This window comes from Mesorhizobium sp. EU05-FHT14A09, from assembly GCF_058790995.1.
Genome location: NZ_JBYTDF010000001.1, coordinates 628,677 through 644,200 on the forward strand (window position 1 = coordinate 628,677; position 15,524 = coordinate 644,200).

14 protein-coding genes are annotated in these 15,524 nt (G+C 55.2%); 9 read left to right on the forward strand and 5 right to left on the reverse strand.

Features of this window, described 5'->3' with window-relative positions; all coding sequences use genetic code 11:
- Window positions 1-161 precede the first annotated feature (161 nt).
- The 8 genes from AC3WTO_RS02835 to AC3WTO_RS02870 all read left to right on the forward strand — a co-directional run bounded on the left by AC3WTO_RS02835 (window position 162) and on the right by AC3WTO_RS02870 (window position 8,346).
- The gene (locus AC3WTO_RS02835) at window positions 162-1,304 is read left to right on the forward strand and encodes an N-acetyl sugar amidotransferase (RefSeq protein WP_492459166.1); all 1,143 of its coding nucleotides are present in this window, start codon (window positions 162-164) and stop codon (window positions 1,302-1,304) included.
- Entirely contained in the window at window positions 1,301-1,915 is a 615-nt protein-coding gene (gene hisH / locus AC3WTO_RS02840) for an imidazole glycerol phosphate synthase subunit HisH (RefSeq protein WP_492459167.1), read from the forward strand. The genes AC3WTO_RS02835 and hisH overlap by 4 nt, the downstream gene beginning before the upstream one ends.
- Entirely contained in the window at window positions 1,916-2,689 is a 774-nt protein-coding gene (locus AC3WTO_RS02845; protein WP_492459168.1) for an AglZ/HisF2 family acetamidino modification protein, read from the forward strand.
- A gap of 36 nt (window positions 2,690-2,725) precedes the next feature.
- On the forward strand, window positions 2,726-3,760 hold the full coding sequence (locus tag AC3WTO_RS02850) for a polysaccharide biosynthesis protein (protein WP_492459169.1): 1,035 nt from the start codon (window positions 2,726-2,728) through the stop codon (window positions 3,758-3,760).
- A gap of 5 nt (window positions 3,761-3,765) precedes the next feature.
- Window positions 3,766-4,878 carry a UDP-2-acetamido-2,6-beta-L-arabino-hexul-4-ose reductase gene (wbjC, locus tag AC3WTO_RS02855; protein ID WP_492459170.1) on the forward strand — a complete coding sequence of 371 codons (1,113 nt, stop codon included), beginning with the start codon at window positions 3,766-3,768 and terminating at the stop codon, window positions 4,876-4,878.
- Window positions 4,875-6,008 carry a non-hydrolyzing UDP-N-acetylglucosamine 2-epimerase gene (gene wecB, locus AC3WTO_RS02860; RefSeq protein WP_492459171.1) on the forward strand — a complete coding sequence of 378 codons (1,134 nt, stop codon included), beginning with the start codon at window positions 4,875-4,877 and terminating at the stop codon, window positions 6,006-6,008. The genes wbjC and wecB overlap by 4 nt, the downstream gene beginning before the upstream one ends.
- A gap of 9 nt (window positions 6,009-6,017) precedes the next feature.
- Window positions 6,018-7,268, forward strand: a complete 1,251-nt coding sequence (locus AC3WTO_RS02865; RefSeq protein ID WP_492459172.1) for a glycosyltransferase family 4 protein — start codon at window positions 6,018-6,020, stop codon at window positions 7,266-7,268.
- Window positions 7,269-7,458: 190 nt separating this feature from the next.
- The gene (locus AC3WTO_RS02870; protein WP_492459173.1) at window positions 7,459-8,346 is read left to right on the forward strand and encodes a glycosyltransferase family 2 protein; all 888 of its coding nucleotides are present in this window, start codon (window positions 7,459-7,461) and stop codon (window positions 8,344-8,346) included.
- 107 nt (window positions 8,347-8,453) lie between these two features.
- Here AC3WTO_RS02870 and AC3WTO_RS02875 read toward each other — a convergent pair whose 3' ends face one another.
- The 5 genes from AC3WTO_RS02875 to AC3WTO_RS02895 are packed head-to-tail and all read right to left on the reverse strand — an operon-like array spanning window position 8,454 to window position 13,879.
- Window positions 8,454-9,824, reverse strand: a complete 1,371-nt coding sequence (locus tag AC3WTO_RS02875) for a lipopolysaccharide biosynthesis protein (RefSeq protein WP_492459174.1) — start codon at window positions 9,822-9,824, stop codon at window positions 8,454-8,456.
- Window positions 9,812-10,948, reverse strand: a complete 1,137-nt coding sequence (locus tag AC3WTO_RS02880) for a DegT/DnrJ/EryC1/StrS family aminotransferase (RefSeq protein ID WP_492459175.1) — start codon at window positions 10,946-10,948, stop codon at window positions 9,812-9,814. The genes AC3WTO_RS02875 and AC3WTO_RS02880 overlap by 13 nt, the downstream gene beginning before the upstream one ends.
- Window positions 10,945-11,526, reverse strand: a complete 582-nt coding sequence (locus AC3WTO_RS02885) for an acyltransferase (protein WP_492459176.1) — start codon at window positions 11,524-11,526, stop codon at window positions 10,945-10,947. The genes AC3WTO_RS02880 and AC3WTO_RS02885 overlap by 4 nt, the downstream gene beginning before the upstream one ends.
- A gap of 2 nt (window positions 11,527-11,528) precedes the next feature.
- The gene (locus tag AC3WTO_RS02890) at window positions 11,529-12,581 is read right to left on the reverse strand and encodes a Gfo/Idh/MocA family protein (protein ID WP_492459177.1); all 1,053 of its coding nucleotides are present in this window, start codon (window positions 12,579-12,581) and stop codon (window positions 11,529-11,531) included.
- Window positions 12,578-13,879 (reverse strand): nucleotide sugar dehydrogenase, encoded by a 1,302-nt coding sequence (locus AC3WTO_RS02895; protein WP_492459178.1) that lies wholly within the window; start codon window positions 13,877-13,879, stop codon window positions 12,578-12,580. Before AC3WTO_RS02895 ends, AC3WTO_RS02890 begins: the two co-directional genes overlap by 4 nt.
- 739 nt (window positions 13,880-14,618) lie before the next feature.
- Between AC3WTO_RS02895 and cysD the strand changes: the two genes are divergently transcribed.
- Entirely contained in the window at window positions 14,619-15,524 is a 906-nt protein-coding gene (gene cysD, locus AC3WTO_RS02900; RefSeq protein WP_492459179.1) for a sulfate adenylyltransferase subunit CysD, read from the forward strand.

Genomic DNA, 15,524 nt, shown 5'->3' on the forward strand with positions numbered 1-15,524 from the left:
TTTGGGTATGGGGTGCGCGCGTTGCCGTAATTTGTGGAACCTGCGCGGTTTCGTAACTCGTCCGAGACGTGTTAGTCGGTTGTCGTGCGTCGACACATCTGCACGTCAGTGGACGATGGGATGGTCCGCTCCGGGCGCATTTATGAAAGTGATACTGCTCCATGATCAATCGTCGTTCCTATCAAATCTGCACGAATTGCATCATGGACACGTCGGATTCGAAGATCAGTTTCGATTCCGAAGGACGCTGCGAGTATTGCAGCAATTACTATAGCAACATTCTGCCCAATTGGCATCCCGACGAGCGTGGACTGCGCGAGATCACAGCGGTCGTTGATAAAATCAAGAAGGACGGTCAAGGCCGAGACCATGACTGCCTCATTGGCATCAGCGGTGGTGTCGATTCATCTTATGTAACCTATCTGGCTAAGGCGAAATTTGGTCTCAGGCCGCTGTTGTTCCACGTCGATGCGGGGTGGAACTCGCAGCAGGCGGTGAACAATATTGAGAAGCTTGTCGATGGCTTGAATCTCGACCTTCACACTGAGGTCGTCAATTGGCAGGAGATGAAAGATCTGCAGCTGGCGTTTTTCAAGGCGCAGGTCCCTCACATCGACACCCCACAGGATCACGCATTCTTTGCGGGCCTGTATAATTTTGCTGCGAAGCATGGCTTCAAATATATTCTGACCGGCGCGAACTACTCCACGGAGTGCGTTCGCGAGCCGTTGGAATGGCACTATCACGCGAGTGACCTGCGGCAGCTTAAAGACATCCATCGCCGGTTCGGTTCCAGGCCTTTGAAAACCTTCCCGCTTTCGGATATTTTTACCTTCAAGATTTATTATCGCTATTTCAAAGGCATCCAGGTTGTAAAGCCACTCAACTATGTGCCCTTCCGCAAGGAAGAAGCCATGCAAGAGTTGGTTGATAAGTTTGGCTGGCAGAAATATGCACACAAGCACTACGAATCCCGTTTTACGCGTTTCTATGAAGGCTATTGGTTGCCGACAAAATTCGGCTACGATAAACGCCGAGCGCATTTTTCCAGCCTGATCCTGACCGGGCAAATAACGCGCGAGGATGCACTGGAGCGTATTGCGCAGACTGCTTACAATCCCGATGATCTGGCTCAGGACTTCGAATACATCGCTACCAAACTCGACCTTACGGTTGCAGAGTTGCAGCAGATTATGGATGGTCCGAACAAGAGCTATAAGGACTATGCGAACGCAATGACCTTCATAGATCTCGGAACGAGAGTCTTGCGCGCGGTTGGGGTCCAAAGAGCGATCATCAGATGATTTCCATCGTGGACTACGGGCTTGGGAATGTCCGAGCCTTTTCAAACATGTACAAGCGGATGAATTTGGAGGCGACCCCCGTCAGATCCGCTGAGGAGTTACGCAAGGCAACCAAAATCGTTCTGCCAGGTGTCGGTGCGTTCGATCATGCCATGGAGCTTCTGGAAGCATCCGGCATGCGCGGTGTGCTTGATGAACTGGTACTTGAGAAGAAAATCCCCGTTATCGGTGTTTGCGTCGGGATGCAGATCCTGGCGGAAGACAGCGAAGAGGGCAGCCGTCCTGGGCTTGGCTGGATAAAAGGCACGGTTCGTAATTTTCGCTCGGAGCCTCGTGCGAATGGACTTCCTCTCCCTCATATGGGGTGGAACGACGTTAGGCCGTCTGCAGCCAGCGGGCTCTTTGATGGGCTTGGTGAGGATGCGCGGTTCTATTTCCTGCATTCTTTCTACTTCGATTGCACCCGTGCCGAAGATGCTGCGGCTCGCGCCAGCTATGGCGCCGACTTTGCGTGTAGCGTGATAAGCGGCAATATCCATGGGGTGCAATTCCATCCCGAAAAGAGCCATCACTACGGTGCGCGGCTCCTCAAGAACTTCGCGGACCTGTAGATGCTCAGACCTCGAATCGTTCCCTGCCTGCTCGTGCATGGTGGCGGACTCGTAAAAACGATCGGCTTCAAGGATCCGAAATACGTAGGCGATCCGATCAACGCGGTGAAAATCTTCAATGAGAAGGAATCCGACGAACTGATTGTGCTTGATATTGACGCGACCGCCGAGGGGCGGGAGCCAAATTTCAAAATGATCGGTGATTTGGCCGTCGAATGCCGCATGCCTCTTTGCTATGGCGGCGGCGTAAAGACAGCGGAACAGGCCAAACGGATTATCGGACTTGGCGTGGAAAAGGTTTCCATCAGCTCGGCGGCCATTGAAAATCCGCAGCTTATCTCGCAAATCTCCGATGAAGTTGGCCGCCAGAGTGTCGTCGTGGTGCTCGACGTAAAGAAAAAGGGTGGAGGTTACGAGGTCTGGACGCACAATGCCACGCGCAACACGGGGCGCTCGGTTATCGATCTTGCAAAGGAAGCTGAGCGCTGTGGGGCCGGCGAGATTGTTGTGAACTCAATCGACAACGATGGTCAGATGAAGGGCTACGATCTTGAGCTGGCCCGCCAGATCCGGCAAGCCGTCGGCATCCCCATGAGTGTGCTCGGCGGCGCAGGGTCGTTGAAAGATATTGGCGCATTGCTGGCAGCGTGCGGCGTTATCGGTGCGGCAGCGGGGAGTTTGTTTGTCTTTAAGGGAATGTACCGAGCTGTCTTGATTAACTATCCCAACCCAGATCAAAAGGATGAGATCATTCGTGCCGCCATCGGCCAATAAACGGCCTTACCCTCATCTAACTTTATCGAGAAAGCTATGTTTAAGGACAAGGTCCTCCTGATCACCGGCGGTACGGGTTCATTTGGCAACGCTGTGCTGCGCCGCTTTCTTGATACCGATGTGCGCGAGATCCGTATTTTCAGCCGCGATGAGAAGAAGCAGGATGATATGCGCAAGCGCTATCAGAATGCGAAGCTGAAATTCTACCTTGGTGACGTACGGGACTCGTCCAGCATTGCAGCCGCAATGCGCGGTGTTGATTTCTGTTTCCACGCAGCTGCACTTAAACAGGTGCCGTCTTGCGAGTTCCATCCGATGGAAGCTGTCCGGACCAATGTCATGGGTACGGAAAATGTGCTCGAGGCGGCAATCGCAGCCGGTGTCAAACGAGTTATTTGCCTGTCGACCGACAAGGCAGTTTATCCGATCAACGCCATGGGCATTTCCAAGGCGATGATGGAAAAGGTTATGGTCGCCGTTTCGCGCAACCTGGACGGGACAGGTACCGTGATTTGCGGTACCCGCTACGGAAATGTCATGGCGTCACGCGGATCTGTGATACCGCTCTTTATTGACCAGATCCGGAACAATCGCCCGATCACCATCACCGACCCGGCGATGACCCGTTTTATGATGACGCTGGAAGATGCGGTAGAACTGGTGCTCTATGCTTTTCAGCATGGTGGCAATGGCGATATCTTTGTTCAGAAAGCTCCCGCCGCGACCATCGCAACACTGACTGAAGCCATCACCAAATTGCTTGATAAGCCTGACCATGATGTGCGGGAGATCGGCACACGTCATGGTGAGAAGCTTTATGAGGTGTTGCTCAGTCGCGAGGAGATGGCCGGCGCTGAAGATCTAGGGGAATATTATCGGGTTCCACCGGATGGGCGCGACCTCAACTACACGAAGTTTGTTGAGCAAGGTGAACCGAAGATCAGTGCCAGCGAGGAGTACAATTCCCACAACACTCGCCGCCTCGACGTCGCTGGGATGCAGGATTTGCTGCTGAAACTCGATTTCATGCGCAGTATCATCAAGGGCGAAAAGCCTATGCTGGAAGACTGACGGTCGTGCAAATTGTCGTCACCGGCGCGAATGGCTTTATCGGCAGGAACCTCATAGTTCGACTGCGCGAGTTGGGCTACGCGGACATCCGGCAAGTCACCCGCGCAACCTCGGCCAGCGAGTTCGAGGCAATGCTGGCGACGGCCGATTTTGTCTTCCATCTGGCAGGTACGAACAGACCGAAAGATCCAGCGGAATTCACCATCGGCAACCAGGGCTTTACGCAACGGTTGTGCAGCACCTTGCGAGGCGTCGGACGCCCTGTACCCGTGGCCTACGCCTCGTCCACGCAAGCGATCCTGGACAATCCATACGGTGCCAGCAAACGCGCTGCCGAGGATGTCCTTTTTGCTTATGGACAAAGTACCGGGGCGCCTGTCCGGATATTCCGGTTAGCCAACGTGTTCGGCAAATGGGCGCGTCCGAATTACAATTCGGCCGTCGCAACTTTTTGTCACAACATTGCGCGCAATCTGCCGATCTCGATAAACGATGCGAATGCGAAACTAAACCTCGTCTACATCGACGATGTCGTATCCACATTCATTGATCTGCTCGAAAATCCCCAGCCAGGCGGCGGCTTCGGTGAGATTGCCCCGATCCATGAAACAACTGTGGGCGAAATAGCCAGGGCAATCTCCGACTTTCGCGAAAGTCGTGAGACCCTCACGACGTCACGCGTCGGGGAAGGCTTGTATCGTGCATTGCACGCGACGTATCTCAGCTACCTTCCGTGCGACGAGTTTACCTATTCCGTTCCTGTTCACGCCGATCCGCGTGGCGAGTTCGTAGAGATGTTGAAGACTCGAGATAGCGGCCAGTTTTCATATTTTACCGCACATCCAGGCATTACCCGTGGTGAACACTACCACCACACCAAAACGGAAAAGTTCCTGGTTATTCGAGGCACTGCACACTTTGGATTCCGCAACATCGACACCGGAGAAACGTTTGAGTGCGTGACCAAGGGGGGCGAAGCCAAAATCGTGGAAACGATCCCCGGCTGGGCTCACAACGTGACCAATGTTGGTGAAGATGAATTGATCGTCATGCTTTGGGCGAATGAGATATTCGATCGCGCCAAACCGGACACAATCGCGATGAAAGTTAAGCCGTGACCAAACTGAAAGTGCTTACTGTCGTCGGCACACGTCCCGAGATAATCCGGCTCTCGCGTGTCATGGCGCGACTTGACGAACACTGCAGTCATATTCTTGTCCACACTGGTCAGAATTATGACTATGAGCTCAATCAGGTCTTCTTCGACGATCTTGGCGTCCGCAAGCCAGATTATTTTCTAGACGCGGCCGCAGGCAATGCAGCTCAGACGATTGGTAACATCATCATCGCTGTCGACAAGGTCCTGGCGGATGAAAGACCTGACGCGATGCTGGTCCTGGGAGACACCAACTCCTGTCTTGCAGTCATTCCCGCAAAACGACGTAAGATCCCGATTTTCCATATGGAGGCCGGCAATCGTTGTTTCGACCAGCGCGTGCCTGAAGAAACCAATCGCAGAATTGTCGATCACACGGCCGACATCAATCTGACCTACAGTTCAATAGCGCGCGAATATCTACTTCGCGAAGGATTGCCGCCCGACATGGTCATAAAGACCGGCAGTCCGATGTTCGAGGTCTTGAGCTACTATCGGGACAGAATTGATGCCTCCGACGCCTTGGCACGCCTTGGGCTCGAGGAGTTCCGCTACTTCATAGTCAGCGCCCACCGCGAGGAAAATGTCGATTCGCCACGCTCCTTTTCCAAACTGGTCGAGGTGCTGAATGCGGTGGCCGAAGATTATGATCTTCCAGTGGTGGTATCTACTCATCCCCGCACGATGAAGCGTGTCGAGACTTCTGGCGCCAAGTTCCACGACAATGTTCGTTTGCTAAAACCGCTTGGTTTTCACGATTACGTCCGGCTTCAAATGTCTGCACGCGCCGTGCTTTCAGACAGCGGTACGATCAACGAAGAGTCTTCCATCTTGAACTTCCCGGCCCTGAATCTCCGCGAGGCACATGAACGGCCGGAGGGAATGGAAGAAGCGGCTGTTATGATGGTTGGGCTGGAGGCGGATCGCGTCCGCCAAGGGTTGTCAATCTTGGCGTCTCAATTGCGCGGTGCCGAGCGACAGATGAGATTGGTCGCCGACTATTCCATGCCAAATGTTTCCGACAAGGTGGTGCGGATCATCCACAGCTACACGGACTATGTCAGACGCGTGGTCTGGCGCCAGTACGATTGACGGTCCGTCATGCGTATCCTGGTAATGACGCAGTTCTTTTGGCCCGAAACATTTCGAGTCAATGATCTGGTCGAGGAATTGATCGCGCGTGGCCACGATGTAACGATCCTGACCGGATTGCCGAATTATCCGGACGGCGACATCTTCGAAGAGTACCGCCGGGAGCCGCAGCGCTTCTCGAAATTCCATGGTGCGCCTGTCTTGCGTGTCCCGGTAATTGGTCGAGGACGCAGCAGCAAGCGCCTTCTGTTGAACTATCTAAGCTATGTTTTGTCGGCCGGTATGCTGGGGGCTTGGAAGCTCCGCGGGCATAAGTTCGATGCCATTTTTGTCTCCATGAGTTCGCCGATTACAGCTGTGTTGCCTGCAATTCTTCAAAGGCGATTGAAGCGCGCAAAACTTGTTGTCTGGGTTCTCGATCTCTGGCCGGAAACGCTTTCGGCCGTCGGTGTCGTGCGATCGCCAGTCATATTGGGTTGGATCGGTCGTCTCGTGGCCTACATCTATCGGCGCACGGATCATATCTTGGTTCAATCTAAAGCATTTTTTCCCAACATTGAAAAATATGCCGGGAAAGAGGCAAAGGTCGACTACTTCCCTGCGTGGGCGGAGCCCATTTTCGAAGGAGATCCTGCGCTCGTCGAGAAGGCACCCGAGATGATGCCCTATCAGGACACTTTCAACGTGCTGTTCGCCGGAAATATCGGCGAGGCGCAAGATTTTCCAGCGATACTCGATGCCGTTGAAAAACTGCGGAACCACACTGGCATACGCTTCTTTGTTCTCGGTGACGGCCGCGCAGCAGACTGGGTGAAGAAGGAAATAGTTCAGCGTGGCCTTGGCGAGCGGATCATTCTGTTGGGCCGTTTTCCGATTGAAAGGATGCCTTCCTTTTTCCGTGCTGCGGACGCGCTGCTGGTATCCCTTAAGGCAGCGCCAATCTTTTCGATGACGATACCGGGCAAAGTGCAGAGCTACATGGCTGCCGGGGTACCTCTGCTGGGTATGTTGGATGGAGAAGGCGCCAGAGTTATCAACGAAGCGGGTGCCGGCTTAACGTGTGCTGCGGGAGACGGGCAGGGCTTGGCAAAGCTGGTTCAGCGGTTGTCGTCTCTTACAATCGAGGAGCGGCAGGAAATGGGACTGGCAGCACGGATATATTGTCAGCGGGAATTCGATCGAGAGACATTGATCAGCATGTTCGAGGGATGGCTTGCCGATCGTGCGGCGCCAGAGACGAAAAGAGTTGAAGTGCGGTGATCTCAAGGGTGTTGGCACCTTTGTCGCCATCACGACCCCGCAAGCTGACCGGGCACGAGATGGCCTTCGAGCTCTTTCCTCGCCTATGCTTATTCCGCGCAAATAGCTCCCCGCAACGACATCCACATAGTTCTTGCTCGAGTAGCCTGCCTGGGATAGTCCGGCATGGGATATTCATGGTGGACGATTGATGCAACCTGACGTTTCTATCGTTATAGCGGCAAAAAACGAAGAGTTACACGTTCAGGAAGCTGTTACGAGCATCCTCGCCCAAAAGGGGGTGAACTTCGAACTCGTGTTCGTCGATGATGGCTCAACAGACAGAACTTACGATATCGTCAGTGAATTTACGCGCGGTAATAACAATCTGCGATTGGTAAGAAATACTGGCAAAGGTAAAGTTTCGGCGTTCAACTATGGCATCAGTTTAGCGCAGGGAAAGTGGATCGCCATCTTTGCTGGCGATGACATAATGCCTGAGGGCAGTTTGGCCGCACGTTGGCTGGCCGTGAAAGACATCAAGTCAGACAAGCCGGTCATTGGCCTGTGTCGCTTGATGCAGATATCAGACATCAAAAAGATGCATGGCGTGGTGATTCCCAAAGATCCACGGAAAGGCGGACTGACAGGCGTTTCCTATCTGATGGATCAACGCGCAACGGCGAGAATATATCCGGTTCCAGATGAATTCCCCAACGAAGATACATGGACCGAAACGGGGGTTCTATACTTTGACAATTTGCTTGTTCACTCCGGTGTTATTGGTTGTCACTGGCGCGTTCACAGCGGGAACAGTATCAATTTTCTCCTGAACTTCGAGGAATTCAACAAGCGCTACACGCCTCGTATGCGGGCTTATTCGGTTTTCCTTGCACGATACGGATCAGGGCTGGTCCCTGAAAAGAGAGCTTCGCTTGCGGCAAAGGTCGAATGCGAGGAAGGTAGGAAGTCTCGAGATCTCAAAAGGATTGCTCTCAGTGGTGCAACGATCGTTGAAAGATTGAGGGCAGCTTCTCTGTCAGGTCCTTTCCTGTATAAGATCCGGCGGTTTCTCTATCGGTTTCTTTCAGGCTGGTGAGCCTTTTCCAAAGACGGGCGAGCGACCAAATCAACATTTGCGCTGGAAACCAATCGGCACCCTGGCCACTCAGCGCACGCATCGGTATACGAGACTGAGCTTTCAGCTTACCGGAGAATAGCGGCGGCCGCCACGCACACGAGCCCTGCGGCAACCCACAAGAGAAGAATAGGGGCGGCGCGTATCGCGCTCTTCCATGTTTCGAGCACCGTGCAGCCGGTTACCCCCAGGATGACGAACAGGTACCCCAAGTAGAAAACAAATCCGGATACAGCGTAAGTCTCCGACAGCAGATTTGCGAAGAACACGGAGGCAATGAGCACGCTTCCCGCGCGGAGTACGAGCCCTGCAGCTTGCAAGAATAGTGCCGCGCGTTGGTTGCCGGTCACATGCAGCGCCATGGAAATTGGGCTCGCCAGGAATTGTGCAACAAACCACGGCGTCATCCAGCGCACCAAATCTCCGGCCGGCCGCCACTCCTTGCCAAAAATAATCTCGAAGAAGTCCGGTGCCACCACACCGGCAAAGATCAGTGGACCAACGCCGAAACGAAAAAGTCCGGCCAGCATCTTGGCAGTGAAGACGTTCAGCCGGCCTGCATAATATTCCTCAGGCGAGCGCGACAGGTAAACTTGTGCCACCGACGATCCGATCAGGCCGAGAGGTGCCTGCATCACTTGCATGGCGAGGATAATGTATCCAGCGTCCGCCCGTGGCGACAAGGATCCGATCAGGATGACAGGAATGTAGATCGACGCATTGTTGCACAGCGCTTCAAACGTCGAATACTTGGGAAACCGCGCATTGGTGCTGAAGGCGGTCTTCATCGCCGGCCAGGAAACCGACTGGAGAAGGTGTCCATCTTCCCGAAAGAAACGATAGCCGAGGCCAAGGAAACCCGCGCCGGCATTGACCGCGAAGCCAAGCAACAGTCCTGTGGGGCTGGGATCGAAGAAGCCGAAGCCGATCATGATCACAGCCGCGACGCCGGCCTGGATGACACGGTTTGTCGCAATGCCGCGGTAGGCCTTCCGCCGGACCATCCAGTTTTGCAAAGCGCTATAAAAACTTGCGGCGAGGATTCCCAAGGGAAGCAGCCAAAGATAGGGCTCAAACGTCGGATGATGCAGAAAATCCGCCGTGGTCCTTGGCCCGAGGGACACGGGTACCAAAATCACACAGCCAACCAGTGCCGCAAAGGCGAGGGCGATGGCTAGGACATTCACCGCCTCGTCGTCACTGCGTACGATAGGAATTGCGATGTCGAAGCGCAGGCAGGCAGCAACCGAGACGATGGCGACGATCGAGGTGAACAGAGCGAGCAAAGAAAAATCGCTCGGCGAGTAGAGGCGCGTCGCCACTGGCATGCTGAGAGCGAAAATGACCTGGGCAGCCGCCGTGCCGCTGACCAGCAGACCGGTCGCCCGGACTAGGTCGTTTTGGACGAAGTCCTTGAGCCTACCAATCAGGCGGGCCATGAGGCGGCCTTCAACGCCTCTACGATGCGATCCTGTTGCTCCTCTGTCAGGTCGGCACTCATCGGAAGGCTCATCACATGAGCAGCTGCCCAATCTGAGTTCGGCGTGGCGTTACCGGTGGCCAGATGCGCATAAGCAGGCTGAGCATTGAGTGGGACGGGATAGTGAACCGCCGTCGGAATGCCTTGGCTTTGCAAATGGGCCTGGACCTGCTCACGGTTCTCAACGAGCACAGTGTATTGGGCGTAGACACTGTTACGGTCCTGCCGCTGATGCACGCGCTTTAGGCCAGCCTCGTCGATCAACCGGTTATAACGTGCCCCGATCGTTAAGCGACGCTCTATTTCCCATTCGAAACGCTCAAGCTTTGCCAGCACCACCGCGCACTGCAGCGTATCCATACGCCCGCCGACGCCGACCCGGGTGTGGACATAGCGCTTGCTCTGTCCGTGAACCCGAATTTCTCGGAAGGCCTTGGCAAGGTTGTCGTCACTGGTGAACATCGCGCCACCGTCGCCGTAACAGCCAAGTGGTTTGCTCGGAAAGAAACTGGTGCACCCCACCGTCGACAGATCGCAACTTTTGCGGTCACGGTAATCGGCACCGAAGCTCTGTGCTGCATCCTCGATAACGGGCAGATTGTGGCGAGCCGCCAGCTCGTTGATTTCGTTCATGTCGGCGGCCTGTCCGTAAAGACTTACCGGCATGATAGCCTTGGTGCGTGCACCAATCTTGGCTTCGATCAATGCTGCATCGATGTTGCAGGTTGCTGTTTCGATGTCGACAAAAACCGGAGTGGCTCCGAGAAGGACAATCATCTCGGCTGTGGCAGCAAAGGTAAAGGGGGTCGTTATCACTTCGTCGCCAGGCCCGACACCGAGCGCCATCATTGCGATCAAAAGTGCTTCAGTGCCGCTCGATACGGTGATGCAGTGCTTTGCGCCGGTATACACTGCAAGTTTCTGCTCGAGCTCACCGACTTCTGGTCCCATGATGTATTGACCATGATCCAGAACGGTCTGAATGCGTGCGTTCACCGCTTCACGGATAGCTGCGTATTGCGCCTTCAAATCAATGAACTGGATGGGATCATTCGACTTGGTTTGGATTGGCATTTGGTTCATGGTCCCAGCCTTTCGACGACGCCGTCGCGAAGTTGATATTCGTCGCCAGCAATAGGGCATCGGGCTGTGCCATTGCCTTCCACAGGCAGATCGAGGCGTTCGCCATGCATGCTCATCCATCCGATGCGCCGCGCCGGCACGCCAGCCATCAAGGCATATGCTGGGACGTTCCTGTTCACGACCGCGCCGGCCGCGACGAATGAATATTCCCCGATCGTAATCCCGCAGACTATGGTGCAATTCGCACCAAGTGTCGCGCCACGCTTGACGAGAGTATCCCTATACTCGGCCTTTCGGGGCACTGCGGAACGCGGATTGTAGACATTGGTGAAGACCATGCTCGGTCCGCAAAAGACATCATCCTCCAACGTCACGTTGTCGTAGATGGAAACATTGTTTTGTATCTTTGCATTGTTTCCGATCACAACGTTGTTGGCGACGAAAACATTCTGTCCGAACGAACAGTCGCGTCCGATGCAGGCGCCTCCACTGATATGTACCCAGTGCCAGATACGGCTCCCATCGCCGATTGTGGCGCCGGCGTCGATGATCGCGGAGGGGTGCGCTGTGTAGCCCAAGATCAAATCTCCAGCGGTAGCGGCACGCGGGTGCCGTTTCTCGCGGACTGGTACATGGCGACAAGCAGTTCCAGGCTCTTCAAGCCGGAGCGCCCATCCGTTTCTGCGTCGGCCTCCCCACGCAATGTCTTGATGACATTGTCATAATAGAGAGGATGGCCCAGCCCATAGACACTCGTTGTCTCGTAGTTCGCAGTCTTGATCAGGTCGTCTTCGGGGAGCTGTTCGGCAAACGACCATTCTTGGATCTCATTGACCGCCACACCTCCGATCCGAACCGTTCCGGTCTCACCCAGAATGGTGATCGAACCTTCAAGGTTCTTGGGATAGGTCAACATCGTCACATTGAGCGTGCCCATGGCGCCATTGCGCCATCTGATCGCAGCGACGCCCGTATCCTCGGCTTCGATGCTGCGCGCCAGTGTTCCAGTGTAAGCCATAACGCTTTCGACCGGACCGATGAGCCATTGCAGCAGATCGATGTAGTGGCTCGCTTGGTTCATGAACGCGCCGCCGTCAAACTCCCAGGTCCCACGCCATTTGGCGGCATCATAATAGTCCTGCGGGCGTGTCCAGAATACGTTGACCGCGACCGAATAGATGCGGCCGAAGCGCTTCTGGTCGATGGCCTGCTTCAGCAGTTGTAGGGTGGCGTTGCGCCTGTTCTGTTTGACGACAAAGAGTTTCACTCCCGCCAGGTCGCAGGCCTCGACCATGGCCAGGCCATCTCTCCACCGTGTCGCCATTGGTTTTTCGGTCAGGACATGACGGCCAGATTGCGCTGCAGCAATCGCCTGCGTGGCGTGAAGCCCGCTTGGCGTTGTCAATATCACGCAGTCGGCACTCGTCTCCGCCAGGAGGTCGTTTAGCTGGCTATAGCCTTTGGCTCCTGTCAGCGCAGTCGCAGCGGCAAGCGCCTGCGGATTGGTGTCGCACACACTGACCAACTCGCATCGATCGGCATGGCTCTCAATCGATTTGAAGTGATTGGCGGCAATCCGCCCAGCGCCAACGAGTGCGAAACGGACCTTGCTGTTCGAATTTTGTGCCATCATAGCCGAAACACCGTGAAACCTTCAGCCGCCGCAGCGTGCCGGTCGTAGAGACTTTTGACGTCGGCAAGCACGGGAGCGTTGCCTCGGGTGAGCGATCGTAGGTAGGCGGGGGTCATGTCACGGTATTCGTGGTGGCCAACCGCCACAACAATCGCGTCGACTGGATTGTCGGGAGACAACGAACCGACCTCGAAGCCATACTCAGCCCGAACCCCGTCCGCGTCCGCGTGAGGATCTGTGACCAGCACTTCGACGCCGTGATCCTGCAACTCACGGACGATATCCGCTACGCGCGAGTTTCTGGTATCGGGGCAGTTCTCCTTGAATGTGACACCCATCACGCCGATGCGGCACCTTGGAACATCCATGCCATTTTTCAACATCAGTTTGATTGTGTTGCGTGCAACGTAGCGGCCCATGTTGTCGTTTATGCGCCGACCGGCAAGAACCACCTGGGGAATGTATCCGAGTTGTTCCGCCTTGTGAGTCAGATAGTACGGGTCGACGCCGATGCAGTGGCCGCCTACGAGACCAGGCCGGAAGTTCAGGAAGTTCCACTTCGTGAGAGCTGCCTGCAACACCTCGGCGGTGTCGATGCCGACCCGCGCGAAGACGATCGAAAGCTCATTCATAAGGGCGATGTTGAGGTCGCGTTGCGTGTTCTCGATCACCTTGCAGGCTTCAGCGACCTTGATGCTGCTGGCCCGGTGAGTCCCAGCGGTGATGATTTCTGAATAAAGCCCATCCACCGCTTCGGCGGCCTCCGGTGTCGAGCCGCTTGTAACCTTTACGATGCTTGGCAGGGTATTTTGCTTGTCTGCGGGGTTAATACGCTCCGGGCTGTAGCCGCAGAAAAAGTCGACGTTAAACTTCTTGCCTGAAGTCCGCTCGAGCGCTGGAACACAGACCTCTTCGGTTGCCCCTGGATAAACAGTTGATTCATAGATCACCACCGCGCCCTGTGGCATCACCGAGCCGATCAGTTCGGATGCACGCACCAGTGGTGTTAGGTCTGGGCGATTGGCGTCATCGATCGGAGTGGGTACCGTTACGATAAAGACACCACATGCCTTAAGATCCGCGGGATCATCAGAGAAGGAAAGCTTCTTGGCTTCTGCGAGAGCTTCGGGCGTTACTTCTAGCGTATCATCCTCTCCGGCACGCAACGCATCGATGCGTTTGCGTTTGATGTCAAATCCGACGACGCGTCGTTTTTTCCCGAATTCAACTGCCAATGGCAGGCCAACATAGCCGAGGCCCACAACTGCAATCGCAGCGTTTTCTAAGCTGATCGTCATTTGCGAATTAGTCCACGACTTTGGATTGAGAGCTTCTGTTCTGCAAGTTTGCGGGGGCGGCTGTCAGGGTGCCGTCCTGAAGGATTGTGAATTCCGATATTCTCGGAGTTCAGCTCTATGTCGAGGCTGATCCTGCTGCTTTTCACAACAGCTTGAGGCTCTAACTTCTTTGATAGTCATGCGTGTATGTTCGCCTCTTAGAGATCAATCAACCCGCAAGCGGAGCCGGTAGGTATCTCGACAACATTGCGCCAATCCACTGATATCGCAGGTTATGTAATGCTTTTCCGGCACTTAGTCGTCTTAAGCAACAATGCCGGTGAGCATCTCCGCATGGCACCCGTTTGTGTGCGCTGGCCATACGCGAGTTGAGGCTGCTACTCAAGTCCCTCAAGGGTACTGTTCCCCTGTGGCAACAGTTCTGCATGCGTTGACGACTGGGCGGATTCAATAGGAAACGTGCTCTATCCGCAGATTCTCATCATGGTGCAGCCTAGGTGGCTCCGCCTCGACCGCATTTGGATCGTCCCGCAGGGAAATTCCAAGAACTGCCGGTTCCGGGAAAAATATATCTCAATAAGGGAAGGCAAAGAGCCTCGACAATGTTGGCGGGGCCTATTTCTGGCGCTAGAAGGTGGCAGGTTTGGCGTCCGGCCGGAACCGCGACAGCTTTGTCCCGCCAGGGTTGTTCGTTCCGGTTTGTTCGCAGGCGGAACTACGGCGATAAGAGACCTCATCGATGAACATGGCATTGACCCACCTGCAGCGGTTGGAAGCCGAGTCCATCCATATCTTTCGTGAGGTTGCTGCCAATTTCTCCAAGCCGGTGATGCTGTATTCCGTCGGTAAAGACTCGTCGGTCCTTATGCATCTGGCGATGAAGGCCTTTTATCCGGCCAAGCCGCCGTTTCCTTTCCTGCATGTCGACACCACCTGGAAGTTTCGCGAGATGATCGCTTTCCGCGACCAGATGGCGGAGAAGCTTGGCTTCGATCTTCTGGTGCATGTCAACGAGGATGGCGTGCGCGACAACATCAACCCGTTCGACCATGGTTCGAACGTGCACACCCATGTCATGAAGACCGTGGGCCTGCGCCAGGCGCTCGACAAATACGGCTTCGACGCTGCCTTCGGCGGTGCCCGTCGCGATGAGGAGAAGTCGCGCGCCAAGGAACGCATCTTCTCCTTCCGCAATTCAAGCCATGCTTGGGATCCGAAGAACCAGCGGCCGGAGATGTGGAACATCTACAACACCCGCATCGCCGCCGGGGAGTCGATCCGCGTCTTCCCGCTCTCCAACTGGACCGAGCTCGATATCTGGCAGTACATCCTGCAGGAAGACATCCCGATCGTACCGCTTTACTTCGCCAAGCAGCGGCCGGTGGTCGAACGCGACGGCATGCTCATCCTGAAGGACGACGACCGCATGAAGCTGCGTCCTGACGAGGTGATCGAAAACCGCCTGGTGCGTTTCCGCACGCTCGGCTGCTATCCGCTCACCGGCGCCATCGAATCCAGCGCCGACACGCTGGAAGCCATCGTCGGCGAGATGCTGACGGCGCGCACATCCGAGCGGCAAGGCCGCCTGATCGATCGCGATGAAGCCGGCTCGATGGAAAAGAAGAAGCGCGAGGGGTATTTTTGA